The following is an 18,045-nucleotide window of genomic DNA, read 5'->3' on the forward strand; positions in this document are numbered from 1 at the left end:
TCCACTGCCGGACCTCAGTGCGCGGCTTCGTTCCAGTCTCGACCGCGTCCTACTTGCACATCGAGCGGCACCGAGAGGTCGGCAGCGTCACCCATTCGTGCGCGCACGATGCGCTCAGTCGCCTCCCATTCCCCCGGTGCGACTTCCACGACGAGTTCGTCATGAATCTGCAGCAGTGCGCGAGAAGCAAGCCCTTCGGTTCGGAGATCGTCGTGGATGTGCAGCAGTGCGATCTTCATGATGTCAGCGGCACTGCCCTGGATAGGGGCGTTGAGGGCCGCACGCTCAGCGTTCTCGCGCAACACGCGGTTGGGGCTCGCGAGATCGGGGAACGGACGGCGGCGGCCGAAGATCGTCTCGGTGTAGCCGACCTCCTTCGCCTTCATGACCGAAGCACGCAGGTAGTCGCGGACGGCACCGAAGCGCGCGAAGTACTCGATCATGAGTTGCTTCGCCTCGGACTGCTCGATGCGCAGCTGCTTGGAGAGGCCGAACGCCGACAGCCCGTAGACGAGGCCGTACGACATCGCCTTGACCTTGGTGCGCATGGCAGCCGTGACATCGCTCGGCTCGACTCCGAACACCCGGGCGCCGACGAAGCGGTGCAGGTCTTCCCCACTGTTGAACGCCTCGATCAGCCCCTCGTCGCCCGAGAGGTGCGCCATGATGCGCATCTCGATCTGCGAGTAGTCCGCTGTCAGCAGCGCCTCGTAACCCTCGCCGACCTCGAACGCGCTGCGGATACGGCGGGACTCCTCGGTGCGAACCGGGATGTTCTGCAGGTTGGGGTCGGTGCTGGAGAGGCGCCCGGTCTGGCTTCCGGTCTGCACGTAGGTCGTGTGCACGCGGTGGTCTTCACCGATCGCCGTGTCGAGCGATTCGATGATCTGACGGAGCTTCGTGGCCTCGCGGTGCTGCAACAGCAGGCTCAGGAACGGGTGCGGGTTGCTCTCCTGCAGGTCGGCCAGCACCGCGGCATCCGTCGAATAGCCGGTCTTGGTCTTGCGGGTTTTCGGAAGCTCGAGGTCTTCGAACAGCACCTCCTGCAGCTGCTTCGGCGACCCCAGGTTGAACTCGCGCCCGACGACCGTGTAGGCCTCTTGAGCGAGCCCCTCGGCGCGCGTGGCGAGTTCGCCGGAGAACGTCGAGAGCACCTCATGCGAGACCGCGACACCGGCGACCTCCATGTCGGCGAGCGTGAGCAACGTCGGCAGCTCGATATCGACCAGTACCTTGGCGACCGACTCGGGGATGTCTTCGCGGAGGGCGTCGGCGACGCGCAGCGCGAACCAGGCCTCCTGCGAAGGCGTGGCCCCCTCTGTCTCGGGCACGAGCTGGGTCGGATCGGCCTCCGGAAGCTTCTCGCCGAGGTAGCGCTCGACCAGGTCCGCGAGCGTCTTGTCGGGGAAGCTGGGGCGCAACAACCATCCGGCGAGGCTCGTGTCATAGGCGAGGCCTCGGAGACGGATGCCCTGGCGGATGAGCGCCTTCACCTGCGGCTTCGCGTCATGGAACACCTTCGGTGCGTCTGACTCGATCCATCCGCGCAGCGCCTCTGCAGCGGCCCCCGACCAGTCGGTCTCACGCAGCTCGTTCACGGTGGCAGCGCCGATCCGAACCGGGACTCCCCCCTGCGTGGTGAGGCGAAGCGAGACGTCGCCCTCCTGGGCGACCACCCAGGCCGCGAGATCGGCGGGCGAGACCTCAGCGGGGACGGGCAAGACGACGATCGAGGCGGGGTCGTCTGCCACCTCTCCTGCTCCGACGGCCTCGAACACGCGAGGCAGCAGCGTGCGGAACTCGAGGCGCGCGAAGATATCGCGGACGGCCTGGGCATCGATCGGCGCCACGGCGAGGTCGGCCGGTCCGACAGGAAGCTCGACGTCGGTCAGCAGGCGATTGAGCTTGCGATTGCGCCGGACATCTTCGATGTGGTCTCGCAGGTTGCCGCCGACGACGCCCTTGATCTCGTCGGCGCGGGCGATCAGGTCGTCGAGCGAACCGAACTGGGTGAGCCATTTCACGGCGGTCTTCTCGCCGACCTTCGGCACGCCGGGAAGGTTGTCGCTGGTCTCGCCGACGAGAGCCGCGATGTCGGGGTACTGCTCCGGGCGGACGCCGTAGCGCTCCTGCACGGTCACCGGGTCGTAGCGCTTGAGCTGCGAAACGCCCTGCACCGACGGGTACAGCAGCGTGACGTCGTCGTTGACGAGCTGGATGGTGTCGCGGTCGCCCGAGACGACGAGCACGTCGAACCCCTGCTCGGCACCCTGCGAAGCGAGCGTCGCGAGGATGTCGTCGGCCTCGATCCCTTCTTTCGTCAGGACGGGGATCGACATGGCTGCGAGGCAGTCTTGCAGGAGGGGGATCTGTCCCTTGAACTCCTGCGGCGACTCCGACCGCGTGGCCTTGTACTCCGGGTACTCATCTGTTCGGAACGAGTGCCGCGAGGTGTCGAAGGCGATCGCCAGGTGCGTCGGCTGCTCGGCCTTGAGGAGATTCACCAGCATCGACAGGAAGCCGTAGATGCCGTTCGTGTGCTGGTTGTCCTTGGTCGTGAAGTTCTCGACCGGGAGGGCGAAGAAGGCACGATAGGCGAGCGAATGGCCGTCGATGACCATGAGGGTAGGCTTTGCGGAGTCCGTCACCCTGTCAGCCTAACGAGGACGACAGACACCCGCTGAGGAGGATGCATGAGCGACGTCGCGATGAGCGAGGGACTCGACTGGGCCACGGCCCGCGGAATGGGCGCCCTGGCCGAGAAGATGGGCATGCAGTTCCTCGAATTCAGCGTCGAACGCTGCGTCGCGACCATGCCCGTCGAGGGCAACACGCAGCCTGTCGGTCTCATGCACGGTGGCGCCTATGTGGTGCTCGGCGAATCACTCGGTTCGATGGCCGCGAATCTGCACGCCGGAGCGGGCCGCCTCGCCGTGGGTGTCGACATCAACGCCACCCACACGCGTTCGGCGACCTCGGGCGTCGTCACCGGAGTGTGCACGCCGGTACACCTGGGTCGGAGCATCACCGTTCACGAGATCGTGGTCACCGACGATCAGGGGCGGCGCTGCTCCACGATCCGCATCACCAACATGATCAAGGACCTTCCCGCCGCGCGCTGAGCGGTTCCTCCAGCAGACGTTGGAACAGTAGGTGATCCTGCCACTCCCCCGCGATCCGGAGATACTTCGGCGCGAGTCCGATGCGTTCGAAGCCGTTCCCTGCGAGCACGCGCTGAGAGCCGAGATTGTGCAGCAACGTCGCGGCCTGCAGCCTGTGCAGACGCAACTCTTTACGCGCGTAGTCTGCGACGTGCGCGACCGCACGACCCGCAAGTCCTCGACGTAGTCGTGTGGCATCGACCCAGTAGCCCAGGTCGGCGCTCCAGAAGGCACCGCGGACGATGTTGTTGAGGTTCATCCGCCCGCGGATCTCGCCGTCGTCGGATTCGATCACGAAGCGGATGCTGCGCCCGGCGGCCGCATCATCCACACACTGCTGCGCACTCTGCTCCTGTGAGGCGACGGTGAAGAACGCCTCGGTGCGAGTGGGCTCCCACGGCGCCAGGTGCTCACGGTTCGAGAGGTACGACCTGGAGAGTGCGGCCCCGTCACCGATGCGGACCGGCCGCAGGATGTGCTCGGTGTCGAGCCGGAGGATCCCGGCCGTCACCACTACTTCTTCGGAGCGAGCTGCTCGATGATCGCCTTCGCGACATCCTGCATGGTCAGACGACGGTCCATGGACGCCTTCTGGATCCAGCGGAACGCCTCCGGCTCGCTCAGGCCCATCTTCTCGTTGAGCAGGCCCTTGGCCCGGTCGACGAGCTTGCGGGTCTCGAAGCGCTCGACCATGTCGGCGACCTCGGCCTCGAGCGTGATGATCTGCTCGTGGCGCGCCAGCGCGATCTCGATCGCCGGCAGAAGGTCGTTCGGGGTGAACGGCTTCACGACGTACGCCAGTGCACCGGCCTCGCTCGCACGCTCGACGAGCTCCTTCTGGCTGAACGCCGTGAGGAGGACCACCGGTGCGATGTTGCCCTTGTGCAGCTTCTCGGCGGCGCTGATGCCATCGAGCTGAGGCATCTTGACGTCCATGATGACCAGGTCGGGGCGCAGCTCGGTCGCCAGAGCGACCGCAGTCTCGCCATCACCGGCCTCACCGACGACATCGAAGCCGTTGTCGCGGAGGATCTCGACGATGTCGAGACGGATCAGCGACTCATCTTCGGCGACGACGACGCGTCGGGGTGCGGATGACGTGGGCTGCTCAGCCTGCTCTTCTTGCTCTGTCACACATCCATCCTAGTGGAGTGCCCCTGTCAGCAGGCCGTAGGTGGTCGGCGCGGAGGATCGCGCCTCTCTCCTACGCTAAAGTCGTAGACGCGACACACGAGCCGGCGTGGCGGAATGGCAGACGCGGAGCACTCAAAATGCTTTGTCCGAAAGGGCGTGTGGGTTCGAGTCCCACCGCCGGCACCCTCGATGAGCGTCCCCTCGACGGACCCCGATTCTCCGATCAGCGATCCGCGTCCCCGGAACCTTCCGCGATGCACTAGAAAGTCGTTATGCACAACGGCGATGCCACGCCGGCGGCACACGCCAGGCGACCGAGACGCCGGCGAAGCGCCCTCATCATCATCGGCGCCATTCTCATCCTGGCGCTCGTGCTCATCGCAGCCGAGGTCACGCGCAGGACCCTCGCCGAGCAGCAGGACGCGCGGACCGATCCGGCCTTCTATGCGCTCCCCACTCCCCTGCCCAGCGGCGATCCAGGAGAGATCATCCGCATCGAGGCGATCGAGAGCGCACCGATCGACACCACCGCGTGGCGGGTGATCTACCACTCACGCGACCTTGCAGGGGCGGACGTCCCGGTATCGGGCATCGTGATCGTCCCGGATGGGCACGCTCCCGACGGCGGACGCACCGTGGTGTCCTGGGGCCACCCGACCACCGGTGCGGTGACACAGTGCGCGCCGTCGCTCGGGCTGGATCCGTTCCAGTACATCGAGGGGATGCATGAGCTGCTCGCCGCGGGGTACGCAGTCGCGGCCACCGACTATCCGGGGCTCGGCGTCGACGGCGCCTCGTCGTATCTGCTCGGCATCCCGGAATCCAACAGTGTGCTCGACATCGTCCGGGCGGCACAGCGGATCGACGATGCGGACGTGAGCGACCGGGTCGTGCTGTGGGGGCATTCGCAGGGCGGACAGGCGGTGCTCTTCGCCGCTGAGCGTGCAGCGGAGTACGCACCCGAGCTCTCCGTCGAGGGCGTCGCGGTGGCGGCACCGGCGGCGAATCTGAATGCGCTGATGACCGACGACATCGTGAACCTCTCGGGCGTCACGATCGCCTCCTTCGCAGTCCCGGCGTATGACGCCGCCTACGCGGAGCAGTACGGCTCCTCGGCGATCACCGAGATCCTCACACCTGCAGGGCTGTCGGCGACGCCCGACATGGCCGCACTGTGTCTGCTCACGCAGAACAAGGAGATCCACGCGATCGCCGACCCGCTCGTCGGCGGATATGTGCGAAGCGATCCCGCGACGACGCAGCCGTGGCAGACGATGCTCCAGGAGAACAGCGCGGGGAACAGTCCCATCAGGGTTCCCGTCTTCGTCGGGCAGGGAGAAGCAGACCAACTCGTGTTGCCGAGCGCGACCGAGGGCTACGTGAATCTGCTCTGCACGCAGAACGCGGATGTGACGTTCCACCGCTATCCGGGTATCACCCACGGCCTCGCCGCATATGCCGCTCTGCCGGACCTGCTCCTGTGGCTACCGTCACTGGACGGAGACCGTCCGTCGGCCGACGACTGCGGCTGAACGGCTACTCCGCCAGAACCGCGAGCTCTGCCAGGACTCGGGGATGCGCGAGGATCCGGAAGTGCCCACCCGTGTCGAGACACACGTTCTTCGCACCGGCGAGTTCGCTCCCCTCAGGAATGTGCGGATCGAACTCCGCATAGACCGAGACGATCCGCTCGTTGACGGCCAGCTGCTGCCCGAGACCGACGATGGATGGATCTTCGGGTGAGAACTCCCGCAGCGTGCGGGACAGCATCAGTCGGGCGTACCGCGAGCCGACGAACGGCGTCGCGATCGCCAGCATGGAACGCACCCGCGCAGCGGCCGGCCCCGTCATCACGAGCTTCCCTGCCAGGCCGCCCTTGCTGTGCGCGACGAGGATCACGTCGGTGAGTCCGTGCTCCTCCAGGAACACCGCCACAGCCGCAGCCATGTCGACCACCGGACGCTGATTCCGATGCAGCGTGTCGACGATGTGGACCGGATGCCCGCGTTCGTGCAGCGCCGCGACGAGCGGCTGCATGAACTTCCAGGTCTCGTATACACCGGGGAGCACGACGATGTGGGCGGCTGGTCCGGAAGCGAAGGATGCGGGATCGGTGCGGTCGAACATCGCTCGGATCTGCCAGTACCCCGCGTACGCGTAGTCGGCAATCCACCACCCCGCGTTCCTCAGCACACCGATGACGTGTTCCTCGGACGACGGCACAACTCCATGAGTGAAAACTACCCGAAGCGCACGGCAGAGGGGGCGAGACCGAAGTCCCGCCCCCTCTGGATGCTGTGCGTCAGACGCCGGCCTTGTAGATCGGAGCTGCACCGCGGATCGCATCGCCGACCTTGTGTACACGGAGGTCGTTCGTGGATCCGACGATTCCGGGAGGGGAACCGGAGATCACGACGACCTTGTCCCCTTCCTCGGCGAGTCCGTTGCCGAGCAGATACTCGTCGACCTGGTGATACATCAGGTCGGTGTGCTGCACCATGTCGACCAGAGTCGAGCGGATACCCCAGGTGAGGGCCATGCGGCGGCGGATGCCGGGCTCCGGAGTGAAGGCGATCATCGGGATGCGCGAGCGCAGACGGGAGAGGCGACGAGCGGAGTCACCCGACTGCGTGAACACGCAGAGGAACTTCGCGTCGACGAACTCGGCGACCTCGAGAGCGGCGAGGGTGATCGCGCCACCCTGCGTACGCGGCTTGCTCGTGAGCGGTGCGATGCGCTCCAGGCCGTGCTCCTCGGTCGACTCGATGATGCGGGCCATCGTCTCGACGACCACGACCGGGTAGTCGCCGACGCTGGTCTCACCGGACAGCATGACCGCGTCTGCACCGTCGAGCACCGCGTTCGCGACGTCCGAGGTCTCGGCGCGGGTCGGCACCGGGCTGTTGATCATCGACTCGAGCATCTGCGTGGCGACGATCACTGGCTTCGCCATGCGGCGGGCGATCTCGACGGCGCGCTTCTGCACGATCGGCACGGCCTCGAGCGGGAGCTCGACACCGAGGTCGCCACGGGCGACCATGATCGAATCGAAGGCGTCGACGATCTCTTCGAGTGCGTCGACCGCCTGCGGCTTCTCGACCTTGGCGATGACGGGGACGCGCACGCCCTCCTCCGCCATGATCTCGTGCACACGGGTGACGTCGGATGCGTTGCGCACGAACGACAGCGCGATCAGGTCGGCGCCGATGCGCAGACCCCAGCGCAGGTCGTCCTCGTCCTTCTCGCTCAGGGCGGGAACGTTGACGGCGACACCCGGGAGGTTGATGCCCTTGTTGTTGGAAACCGCTCCGGCGACGATGACCTTGGTGGTGACGGTCACGCCGTCTGTCTCCACGACCTCGACGCGGACCTTGCCGTCGTCGATCAGGAGGAAGTCGCCAGGCTTGACGTCTTGCGGCAGACCCTTGAAGGTCGTTCCGCAGATGTCCTTGTTGCCGATGATGTCTTCGGTGGTGATCTTGAAGATGTCACCCTTGGCGAGCTCGTAAGGACCGTTCTCGAACTTTCCGAGGCGGATCTTGGGGCCCTGCAGGTCGACGAGGATGGCGACCGGGCGACCGGCATCCTCAGCAGCACGACGCACATTGGCGTAGTTGTTCTCGTGCACGGAGTAGTCACCGTGGCTGAGGTTCAGTCGAGCGACGTCCACCCCCGCATCGATCAGTGCGCGCACCGTCTCATAGGTGGAGGTGGCGGGGCCCAGGGTGGCGACGATTTTCGCGCGTCTCAAAGATTTCTCCAGGGTAGAAGTGGGGGAAGGTAAATCAGGCGACGGTGCCGGCCTCAGCCTACGCGGGCTGGAGACCGATCGCGACATCGCTTGGGCGCACAGGCTCGGGAAGCACAGTCGTGCCCATCAGGAACCGGTCGACGTTCGCGGCGGCCGCGCGCCCCTCGGCGATGGCCCACACGATGAGCGACTGCCCACGGCCGGCGTCACCGGCGACGAACACGCCGGGAACCGTCGACTCGTAGGTGGAGTCCCGCCGGAAGGCACCACGGTCGGAGACCTGCGGAAGGGTGTCCTCGGTGTAACCGTCCTGATCGGGACCGGTGAAGCCCATGGCGATCAGGATGAGGTCGGCGGGGATCTCACGCTCCGTGCCGCTCTTGGGCACGCGGCGTCCGTCGACGTACTCGGTTTCGGCCACGCGAAGCGCTCGCACCTCGCCGACCTCGTTGCCGAGGAACTCGACGGTGGATGCGAGGAAGACCCGCTCGCCACCCTCCTCGTGCGCGGAAGACACCTCGAAGAGAGTGGGCATCATCGGCCACGGCTGGTGGTCGGGACGCGCGTCGCCCGGCTGCGTGCCGATCGCGAGGTTGGTGACGCTGAGCGCGCCCTGACGGTGCGCGGTACCGATGCAGTCGGCGCCGGTATCACCGCCACCGATCACGATGACGTGCTTGCCCTCGGCGCTGATCTGGTCGGATACCTTGTCACCCGCAACGGCGTGGTTGGACTCGACCAGGTACTCCATGGCGAAGTGCACGCCGTCGAGGTCGCGTCCGGGGATCGCGAGGTCGCGCGGAACCGTGGATCCGGTCGCGATGACGACGGCGTCGTAGCGCGCACGCAGATCGGGCCAGGAGATGTCCTTGCCGATCTCGACGCCCGCGCGGAAGCGGGTGCCCTCCTCCTGCATCTGGCGAAGGCGCGACTCGAGCTGCGTCTTCTCCATCTTGAAGTCGGGGATGCCGTAGCGGAGCAGCCCGCCGATGCGGTCGTCGCGCTCGAAGACCGCGACCGTGTGACCTGCACGGGTGAGCTGCTGGGCGGCGGCGAGACCCGCGGGTCCCGATCCGACGACCGCGACCGTCTTGCCGGTCAGGCGCTCCGGCGGCTCCGCCTCGACCCAGCCCTTGGCGAAGGCCTCGTCGATGATCGAGACCTCGATCTGCTTGATCGTGACGGCTGGCTGGTTGATGCCGAGCACGCACGAGCTCTCGCACGGCGCGGGGCAGAGTCGCCCCGTGAACTCCGGGAAGTTGTTCGTGGCGTGCAGCCGCTCGATCGCCTCGCGGCCCTCGCCGCGCCAGGTGAGGTCGTTCCACTCCGGGATCAGGTTGCCCAGCGGGCAGCCCTGATGGCAGAACGGCACACCACAGTCCATGCAGCGTCCGGCCTGACGGCGCAGAACCTGCTTGTCACCGGGCTCGTAGACCTCTTTCCAGTCCATGATGCGCACCGGCACCGGACGTCGTGCGGGAAGTTCCCGCTCGGTCACCTTCAGAAAGCCTTTGGGATCAGCCACCGGTCACCTCCAGGATGCGGTTCCACACGATGTCGCCGTCGGGGTCGATCCCCTCGGCCAATGCTTCCTCGCGCATGCTCCGCACGGCGGCGAAGTCTCGAGGCAGCACCTTCACGAACTCTGCGGCGGTCTCGTCGAAGTTCTCGAGCAGCCTCGCCGCCAGCGGTGAGGCCGTGCGCTCGACGTGCGACACGAGAATGCTGCGCAGCACCTCGAGGTCCGCGCGATCGAGCGGTTCGAGCAGCAGTTCTCCGCTGCCGAGGGACTGCGCGTTCACCTTGCTCGTGTCGAGTGCATGAACGTACGCGACTCCCCCGGACATGCCGGCGCCGAAGTTGCGCCCGGTGGAACCGAGGATCACGGCCAGACCGCCGGTCATGTACTCCAGTGCGTGGTCGCCCACGCCCTCGACGACCGCGGTCGCGCCGGAGTTACGGACGAGGAACCGCTCGCCGACGACTCCGGAGATGAACATCGTGCCCGAGGTCGCGCCGTAGCCGATCACGTTGCCGGCGATCACGTTCTCATGCGGGGCGATCTTGGAACCTCGCGGCGGACGGATCGTGATGTCACCGCCCGACAGTCCCTTGCCGACGTAGTCGTTCGCGTCGCCCTCCAGGCGGAGCACGATCCCCGGCGGCAGGAAGGCACCGAGCGACTGACCGGCCGTACCGTGCAGCGTGACGTCGATCGTCCCCTGCGGCAGGCCTGCAGCACCGTGTCGAGATGTCACCTGGTGCCCCAGCATCGTTCCGACCGCACGCTCGGTATTGGCGATGGGCAGTTCCACGACGACGGGTTCGCCGTTCAGCAGCGCGCCCTTCGCGATGTCGATCAGCTGCACGTCGAAGTGCTTCTCCAGTTCGTGGTCCTGCGCCCGACCACTGCGACGCGGCTCCCCGGCCGGGAAGACCGGACCTTCGAGCACAGGGGTGAGATCGAGTCCTTCGGCCTTCCAGTGATCGACGGCCGCGTTCACCTCGATGAGGTCGGCGCGACCGACGATCTCGTCGAGAGATCGGTACCCGAGTTCGGAGAGGAGCTCGCGCACCTCCTCGGCGATGAACTCCATGAAGTTCACGACGAACTCCGGCTTGCCCGTGAATCGCTCACGAAGCACCGGATTCTGGGTCGCGACACCCACCGGGCAGGTGTCGAGGTGGCACACGCGCATCATGATGCAGCCGCTCACCACGAGTGGAGCCGTGGCGAAGCCGAACTCCTCCGCGCCCAGCAGAGCGCCGATGATAACGTCACGGCCGGTCTTGAGCTGCCCGTCCACCTGCACGACCACGCGGTCGCGCATGCCGTTGAGCATGAGCGTCTGCTGCGTCTCGGCAAGGCCGAGCTCCCACGGGGTACCCGCGTGCTTGAGCGAGTTCAACGGGCTCGCGCCCGTTCCGCCGTCGTGGCCGGAGACCAGGATGACGTCGCTCAGAGCCTTGGCGACACCGGCCGAAACCGCGCCGATGCCCGACTGGCTCACCAACTTGGTGTGGATGCGCGCCTCGGGGTTCGCCCGCTTCAGGTCGAAGATGAGCTGCTTGAGGTCTTCGATCGAGTAGATGTCGTGGTGCGGGGGCGGGGAGATGAGCCCGACGCCGGCTGTCGCATGACGGGTGCGGGCCACCCACGGATACACCTTGGTCGGAGGCAGCTGACCGCCCTCGCCGGGCTTGGCGCCCTGAGCGAGCTTGATCTGGATGTCCTCCGCCTCGGTGAGGTAGAGACTCGTCACCCCGAAACGGCCGGAGGCGACCTGCTTGATGGCGCTCCGGCGCTCGGGGTCGACGAGACGATCGGGGTCTTCGCCGCCTTCACCGGTGTTCGATTTGGCGCCGATGCTGTTCATCGCCACCGCGAGCGTCTCATGCGCCTCGCGCGAGATGGAGCCGTAGCTCATCGCCCCGGTGGAGAACCTCTTGACGATCGCGGACACCGGTTCGACCTCGTCCAGCGGAACGGGCTTGCGGGTTCCGGTACGCAGCGTGAAAAGTCCACGCAGCGTCTTGAGCTCTGCAGCCTGTTCGTCGACGAGCTTCGTGTACTCACGGAAGATGTCGTAGCGCCGCGTGCGGGTGGAGTGCTGCAGCTTGAACACCGTCTCCGGGTTGAACAGGTGCGGAGATCCGTCGCGACGCCACTGGTACTCACCCCCGGTCCACAGGCGTTCGTGCGCCCTGGCCGCGGCATCCTCGGGGTAGGCGTAGTCGTGGCGCGCCTGGTTCTCGGCGAAGATCTCCTCGATGCCGATGCCGCCGAGCTTGGACTCGGTGCGCGTGAAGTATGCGTCGATGAACTCCTGGCTGAGACCGACCGCCTCGAACACCTGGGCACCCGCGTACGACGACACCGTGGAGATGCCCATCTTCGACATGATCTTGAGCACGCCCTTGCCGAGCGCGTAGATCAGGTTCTTGACGGCCTTCTCCGGCGTGATGCCGGTGATGTAGCCGGTGCGCACGAGGTGCTCGACCGACTCCATCGCGAGGTACGGGTTGACGGCGGAGGCGCCGTAGCCGATCAGCGTTGCGACGTGGTGGACCTCGCGCACATCGCCCGCTTCGACGATGAGACCGACCTTCATCCGGTTCTCACGCCGGATGAGGTGGTGGTGGATGGCCGAGACCATGAGCAGAGACGGGATCGGCGTCAGGTCCTTGTTCGAGTCGCGGTCGGACAGGATGATGAACTCGGTGCCGTTCGCGATGGCCTCATCGACCTCAGCGCACATCTCGGCGAGACGGTCCTGCAGCGTCTCGGCGCCCGCATCGAAGTGATAAAGACCGCGAATGGTCGCGCTCGATCGGCCAGGCATCGCCTTGTCGATGTGGCGGATCTTCGCGAGCTCGTCGTTGTCGATCACCGGGAAGTCGAGCGAGACGGTGCGGGTGTGCTCGGGACCCCACGAGAGCAGGTTGCTCTCCGGTCCGAGGCCCAGCTTGAGGCTCGTGACGACCTCTTCACGGATCGAGTCCAGCGGCGGGTTCGTGACCTGCGCGAACTGCTGCGTGAAGTAGTCGAACAACAGGCGCGGGCGCTTGCTGAGCACGGCGATCGGCGTGTCGGATCCCATCGCACCGAGCGGTTCGACACCCGTCTGGCCCATCGGGGTGAGGAGGATCCGGACCTCTTCCTCGGTGTAGCCGAAGGTGCGCTGACGGCGGGTGATCGACGCCGGTGGATGCACGATGTGCTCGCGCTCCGGCAACTCGGCGAGCCGCACGGCACCGGCATCCAGCCACTCCTGCCACGGATGCATCGTGGCCAGGTCGTGCTTGAGCTCGCTGTCTTCGACGATGCGACGCTCAGAGGTGTCGACCAGGAACATCTTGCCGGGCTGCAGACGACCGCGACGCTTGATGCGCTCCGGCTCGAACTGCAGCACGCCGGTCTCGGACCCGATCACGACGAGGCCGTCGGTCGTCTCGGTCCAGCGACCAGGGCGCAGCCCGTTGCGGTCGAGCGTTGCGCCCACGAGCGTGCCGTCGGTGAAGATGAGGGCTGCCGGGCCGTCCCACGGCTCCATCTGGTTGGAGTGGTACTCGTAGAACGAGCGCAGCTCCGGAGTGATGTCGGCCTGCTTCTCGTACGCCTCCGGAACCATCATCATGATGGCGTGGGGAAGGCTGCGACCGGTCAGGGTCAGCAGTTCGAGAACTTCGTCGAACGAGGCGGAGTCGCTGGCGCCGTCGGTGCAGATCGGGAGCAGCGGTGCGACGTCGCCGAGCAGCTCGGACTCGAGCTGTGACTGCCGCGCGCGCATCCAGTTGCGGTTTCCGCCGACCGTGTTGATCTCGCCGTTGTGCGCGAGCATGCGCAGCGGCTGCGCGAGCGGCCACGACGGGAAGGTGTTGGTCGAGTAGCGGGAGTGCACCACCGCGAGTTCGGAGGCGAAACGCTCATCCTGCAGGTCGGGGTAGAACGGCTCGAGCTGCAGCGTCGTGACCATGCCCTTGTACCCGAGCGTGCGGGCGGAGAGCGAGACGAAATAGGCTCCGAGCTCGTGGCCGGCGCGCTTGCGCAGACGGTAGGCGATGCGGTCGAGCGCGATGCCGGTGAGCGGAGCATCAGTGTGGGTGGCCCCGCCGGCGCTCACGAAGAGCTGCTCGAAGGCGGGACGGGCCTCATCGGCGAGCTTGCCGAGGTTCTCGTTGGCGGTGGGGACGTCTCGCCAGCCGAGGACGCGGAGGCCCTCGGAGCGGGCGATCTTCTCGATCCCCGCCTTCTGCTGCCGACGCTCGCTCGAATCGCGGGGCAGGAAGGCGAGTCCTGCAGCGTACTCCCCCACCGGCGGCAGTTCGAAGCCGACCACGGCTCGGAGGAATGCATCGGGCATCTGCGTCAGGATGCCGGCGCCGTCTCCGGTGCCCGCATCCGAGCCGATGGCTCCGCGGTGCTCCAGGTTGCGCAGGGCCTCGAGGGCCAACGCGATGATGTCGTGCCCGGCTTCGCCGCGCAGTGTCGCGACCATGGCGAGGCCGCAGGCGTCTTTCTCAAACGCCGGGTTGTACATGCCCTGCTTCGGGGGGTATGCGCCGGAGGCGCCGTAAGGGGGCTGGAAGTACACCAGTTACCGTCCTCAGATCTTCGAGTGAAACCCGGGGACGACGTCGGCCCGCTCGTTCAGTGCAATGGTTCTCCCGCTACGAGGCGGCGTTATCGAGAGCCGTCCTCGCTCGTGGGAGCAGTGCTTGTGGCGGTGGCTCCTGCGGTGACTTCTTCGGTCGGAGGCTCGCTCACGTCTACGAAGTCAGATGGATTGTTCTGCGATTGTACATCAGCGTCTGCATCGGTCCGTTCGCGGCCCGGCTGGTACGGGGAGGGCTCGAGACCGGGGTGACGTCGCGTCTGCACGATGAGGATCGCGAGGCCGACGAGGACACCGATGATCGCCGCGAGGACGTTGCTGCGCAGACCCAGGATGATCTCGCTCGGGTCGATGCGGATCGACTCCCAGAGGATGCGGCCCGCGCTGTACCAGATGAGGTAGATCGAGAACAGACGACCCCACTGGAAGAACAGCTTGCGACCGAGCCAGAGCAGGACCAACACGCCAAGTCCGTTCCAGATCACCTCGTAGAGGAAGGTCGGGTGGAACAGCGTGCCCTCGGGCAGGCCAGGGGGGAAGGCGGAGTTGTCGGAGGGGATCTCCAGACCCCAGGGCAGATCTGTGGGGAGTCCGAAGAGCTCGTTGTTGAACCAGTTGCCGAAACGACCCATCGCCTGGGCCAGCAGCAGACCCGGAGCGAGTGCGTCGGCGAAGGTCCAGAATCGGATCCCCGTCCAACGACAGCCGAGATAGGCGCCGATCGCTCCACCGATGAGCGCACCGAAGATGGCGATGCCACCCTCCCAGATCGCCCACACGGAGCCGGGTTGGAAGGGATTCCAGGTGTTGATCCCCTCGCCGAAGTAGTCGTTCGGGTGCGTGAGCACGTGGAAGATACGCGCACCGATGATGGCCAGCGGCACGGCCAGGATCGAGATGTCGATCACGACCCACGGCTCCGCACCCCGCTTGGTGAGGCGGTGGTTCGTCAGGAACGTCGCGGCGATGATGCCGGCGATGATGCACAGCGCGTAGAAGTGGATCCGGATGGGCCCGAGGTCGAAGTAGGAGACCGTGGGGCTCGGAATGCTGGCGAGCACGTTGGTGAAGGTGCTGTGGAGCGCGAGTGACATGAGTGCGATTCTAGTTCTCGGTATCGGGGCGTGCCGACGACGTGCCGGATGCCAGGTTTCGGGTGACTTCTGCGAGAGCGGGGACGCCGCCGTCGCGGAGGGCGCGGACGAGGGCTGTGCCGACGATCGCGCCGTCGGCGTACTCCGACACTCCCGCGATCTGCTCGGCGGTCGAGATGCCGATGCCGACGCAGGCGCGGTGAGCACCGTGCGCGCGCAGACGTCCGACGAGGGTGCGTGCTGCGCGGTCGAGCTCGGCGCGCTCCCCCGTGATACCCATCGTCGAGACGGTGTAGACGAAACCGGTCGATGACTTGACGACCAGGTCGAGACGCTCGTCGGAGGATGTCGGAGCCGCGAGGAAGACCCGGTCCAGGCCCGTCCGCTCGCTGGCGGCGATCCACTCCCCAGCCGAATCGGGCGTGATGTCGGGGGTGATCAGGCCGGCACCGCCCGCGGCGAGCAGATCGTCCGCATAGCGATCGATGCCGTACTGCATCACGGGGTTCCAATAGGTCATCACGAGGACCGGCACGTCGGTCGCGGCCGTGATCGCACGGATCGCCGTGAAGAGGTCGGCCATCCGGAAGCCTGCGGCCAGAGCCTTGGTGGTCGCCTCCTGGATGATCGCGCCGTCCATCACGGGGTCGCTGTACGGCGGGCCCAGCTCGATGATGTCGACGCCGTTCTCGGCGAGGGCGATGGCCGCCTGAATGCTCGTCTCGAGGTCGGGGAAGCCCACCGGCAGGTAGCCGATGAACGCGCTGCGGCCGGCATCCTGGGCGCGCTGGATCGCCTGCTCGACACGGCTCACTGCGCTGCTCCCTCGTCGTAGAGCTCGAAGTAGCGAGCGGCGGTGTCCATATCCTTGTCGCCACGGCCGGAGAGGCACACCGCGATCAGTCCGTCGGGCCCGAGGTCGCGGCCGATGCGCATCGCGCCCGCGAGGGCATGCGCCGACTCGATCGCCGGGATGATGCCTTCGGTACGGCTCAACAGACGCAGCGCCTGCATCGCCTCGTCGTCGGTGGCGGGGATGTACTCGGCCCGACCGATGTCGGCGAGCCAGGAGTGCTCAGGACCGACCCCCGGGTAGTCGAGTCCGGCGGAGATCGAGTGCGACTCGATCGTCTGACCGTCTTCGTTCTGGAGCACATACGTCTTCGCGCCGTGCAGCACACCGGGGCGCCCGCGCTCGATCGAAGCCGCGTGCTTGTCGGTGTCGACGCCGTCGCCCGCCGCTTCCACGCCGTAGAGCTTCACGCCCTCGTCGTCGAGGAACGCGTCGAACATGCCGATGGCGTTGGAGCCGCCGCCCACGCAGGCGACGACCGCGTCGGGAAGCCGGCCGACCTCGTCGAGCAGCTGCGCGCGTGCCTCTTCGCCGATGATCTTCTGGAAGTCGCGGACCATCGCCGGGAACGGGTGCGGCCCGGCAGCGGTGCCGAAGATGTAGTTGGTGGTCTCCACCGACGCCACCCAGTCGCGGTAGGCGTCATTGATCGCGTCCTTGAGCGTGCGCGAACCGGACTTCACCGGAACGACTTCCGCGCCCAGCAGACGCATGCGCGCGACGTTGAGGGCCTGGCGCTCGGTGTCGACCTCGCCCATGTAGATCGTGCACTCGAGTCCGAACAGCGCCGCCACCGTCGCAGTAGCCACGCCATGCTGGCCGGCACCGGTCTCGGCGATCACGCGGGTCTTGCCGAGACGCTTGGTGAGCAGCGCCTGACCGAGCACGTTGTTGATCTTGTGGGATCCGGTGTGGTTCAGGTCTTCGCGCTTGAGGAAGACGCGCGCGCCCCCGGCATGCTCGGCGAACCGCGGCACCTCGGTGATCGCGGAGGGGCGTCCGGCGTAGGAGCTGAGCAGGTGCGCGAGCTCGGCGCGGAACTCAGGATCCACGATCGCCGCCTCGTAGGCGACTGTCAGCTCGTCGATCGCGGCGATGAGCGACTCGGGCATGTAGCGCCCGCCGAACTCACCGAAGAAGGGGCCGTGCTGGTCGCGCAGGCTCATCATGCCTCCAGGAAACTCTTGAGGGTGGCGACGGGGTCGCCGGTAACGAGCGCCTCGCCGATCAGGACGACGTCAGCACCCGCGGAGCGGTAGTGCACCACGTCAGCAGGAGTGAGCACCGCAGATTCCGCGATCTTCACCGCGGAGTCTGGAATGCGCTCCACCAGGCGCCCGAACAGGTCACGGTCGAGCTCCAGGGTCTTCAGATCCCGCGCATTGACGCCGATGAGAGGGGCGCCGAGATCGATCGCGACTTCGAGCTCATCGGCCGAGTGGGTTTCGACCAGGGGCGTCATACCCAGTTCGCCGATGAAGGCGAAGAGGTCACGAAGCACCTCGACGTCGAGTCCTGCGACGATCAGCAGCACCAGATCGGCGCCCGCCGCACGGGCTTCGAGCACCTGATAGCGAGTGGCGATGAAATCTTTGCGCAGCACCGGGAGCGAGACCCTTGCGGTGACCGCTTCGAGGTCGGCGAGACTGCCGCCGAAACGGCGCTCCTCTGTCAGCACGCTGATCGCCGAGGCTCCACCCGTCTCATAGAGCGAGGCCTGGAGAGCGGGATCGGGGATCTCCGCAAGCGCTCCGCGCGAGGGGCTCGCCCTCTTGACCTCCGCGATGATCTTCACGCGGTCGGCGGGCGCAAGGAACGACAGGGCGTCCTTGGCAGCCGGACGTGCGAGCGCTTCCCGCTCGAGGACGGCGAGCGGACGCGACAGAGCGCGACGCTCAGCGTCTGCGACAGCGCCGGCCGTCAGGTCGGCGAGCAC

Annotated in this window: 13 protein-coding genes and 1 tRNA gene; 3 read left to right on the forward strand and 11 right to left on the reverse strand. The window is 66.6% G+C overall.

The genetic code is table 11. The features are described 5' to 3' along the window. Window positions 1-14: 14 nt before the first annotated feature. Entirely contained in the window at window positions 15-2,621 is a 2,607-nt protein-coding gene (gene polA / locus ACIQTX_RS11810; protein WP_402973043.1) for a DNA polymerase I, read from the reverse strand. Window positions 2,622-2,693: 72 nt separating this feature from the next. Here polA and ACIQTX_RS11815 point away from each other — a divergent pair, with 72 nt between their 5' ends. Further along, window positions 2,694-3,122, forward strand: coding sequence for a hotdog fold thioesterase (locus ACIQTX_RS11815; RefSeq protein ID WP_105525363.1), 429 nt, complete (start codon window positions 2,694-2,696; stop codon window positions 3,120-3,122). Here ACIQTX_RS11815 and ACIQTX_RS11820 read toward each other — a convergent pair. Further along, on the reverse strand, window positions 3,097-3,672 hold the full coding sequence (locus ACIQTX_RS11820; protein ID WP_402972296.1) for a GNAT family N-acetyltransferase: 576 nt from the start codon (window positions 3,670-3,672) through the stop codon (window positions 3,097-3,099). The genes ACIQTX_RS11815 and ACIQTX_RS11820 overlap by 26 nt on opposite strands. Before the next feature lie 2 nt (window positions 3,673-3,674). Further along, window positions 3,675-4,295, reverse strand: a complete 621-nt coding sequence (locus ACIQTX_RS11825; RefSeq protein ID WP_017830602.1) for an ANTAR domain-containing response regulator — start codon at window positions 4,293-4,295, stop codon at window positions 3,675-3,677. 100 nt (window positions 4,296-4,395) lie between these two features. Between ACIQTX_RS11825 and ACIQTX_RS11830 the strand changes: the two genes are divergently transcribed. Continuing rightward, window positions 4,396-4,478 (forward strand) — tRNA-Leu (locus ACIQTX_RS11830). Window positions 4,479-4,567: 89 nt separating this feature from the next. Further along, the gene (locus ACIQTX_RS11835; RefSeq protein ID WP_402972299.1) at window positions 4,568-5,827 is read left to right on the forward strand and encodes an alpha/beta hydrolase family protein; all 1,260 of its coding nucleotides are present in this window, start codon (window positions 4,568-4,570) and stop codon (window positions 5,825-5,827) included. A gap of 4 nt (window positions 5,828-5,831) precedes the next feature. On the opposite strand, the gene ACIQTX_RS11840 is transcribed toward ACIQTX_RS11835, so the two are convergent. The 8 genes from ACIQTX_RS11840 to trpC form a co-directional block, all read right to left on the reverse strand. Then, complete coding sequence (locus tag ACIQTX_RS11840) at window positions 5,832-6,518, reverse strand: esterase/lipase family protein (protein ID WP_402972301.1); 687 nt, start codon at window positions 6,516-6,518, stop codon at window positions 5,832-5,834. A gap of 79 nt (window positions 6,519-6,597) precedes the next feature. Continuing rightward, a complete protein-coding gene (gene pyk / locus ACIQTX_RS11845; RefSeq protein ID WP_028501855.1) occupies window positions 6,598-8,046 on the reverse strand; it encodes a pyruvate kinase in 1,449 nt (482 codons plus the stop codon). A 58-nt stretch (window positions 8,047-8,104) separates the two neighbouring features. Further along, on the reverse strand, window positions 8,105-9,571 hold the full coding sequence (locus tag ACIQTX_RS11850) for a glutamate synthase subunit beta (RefSeq protein WP_402972303.1): 1,467 nt from the start codon (window positions 9,569-9,571) through the stop codon (window positions 8,105-8,107). Next, window positions 9,564-14,087, reverse strand: a complete 4,524-nt coding sequence (gene gltB / locus ACIQTX_RS11855) for a glutamate synthase large subunit (RefSeq protein WP_402973046.1) — start codon at window positions 14,085-14,087, stop codon at window positions 9,564-9,566. Before gltB ends, ACIQTX_RS11850 begins: the two co-directional genes overlap by 8 nt. A gap of 143 nt (window positions 14,088-14,230) precedes the next feature. Then, entirely contained in the window at window positions 14,231-15,256 is a 1,026-nt protein-coding gene (gene lgt / locus ACIQTX_RS11860) for a prolipoprotein diacylglyceryl transferase (protein WP_402972305.1), read from the reverse strand. 10 nt (window positions 15,257-15,266) lie between these two features. Next, a complete protein-coding gene (gene trpA, locus ACIQTX_RS11865) occupies window positions 15,267-16,070 on the reverse strand; it encodes a tryptophan synthase subunit alpha (RefSeq protein ID WP_028501851.1) in 804 nt (267 codons plus the stop codon). Continuing rightward, on the reverse strand, window positions 16,067-17,275 hold the full coding sequence (trpB, locus tag ACIQTX_RS11870; RefSeq protein ID WP_105525356.1) for a tryptophan synthase subunit beta: 1,209 nt from the start codon (window positions 17,273-17,275) through the stop codon (window positions 16,067-16,069). The genes trpA and trpB overlap by 4 nt, the downstream gene beginning before the upstream one ends. Next, a complete protein-coding gene (trpC, locus tag ACIQTX_RS11875; RefSeq protein WP_181156695.1) occupies window positions 17,275-18,045 on the reverse strand; it encodes an indole-3-glycerol phosphate synthase TrpC in 771 nt (256 codons plus the stop codon). The genes trpB and trpC overlap by 1 nt, the downstream gene beginning before the upstream one ends.

Source organism: Microbacterium sp. NPDC090281 (assembly GCF_044769635.1).
Classification (GTDB): domain Bacteria; phylum Actinomycetota; class Actinomycetes; order Actinomycetales; family Microbacteriaceae; genus Microbacterium.

Coding starts and splice junctions, on each gene's coding strand:
- polA (WP_402973043.1), bottom strand. CDS start 2,621: ATGGTCATCGACGGCCATTCGCTCGCCTATCGTGCCTTCTTCGCCCTC.
- ACIQTX_RS11815 (WP_105525363.1), top strand. CDS start 2,694: ATGAGCGACGTCGCGATGAGCGAGGGACTCGACTGGGCCACGGCCCGC.
- ACIQTX_RS11835 (WP_402972299.1), top strand. CDS start 4,568: ATGCACAACGGCGATGCCACGCCGGCGGCACACGCCAGGCGACCGAGA.
- gltB (WP_402973046.1), bottom strand. CDS start 14,087: ATGTACAACCCGGCGTTTGAGAAAGACGCCTGCGGCCTCGCCATGGTC.
- lgt (WP_402972305.1), bottom strand. CDS start 15,256: ATGTCACTCGCGCTCCACAGCACCTTCACCAACGTGCTCGCCAGCATT.
- trpB (WP_105525356.1), bottom strand. CDS start 17,275: ATGAGCCTGCGCGACCAGCACGGCCCCTTCTTCGGTGAGTTCGGCGGG.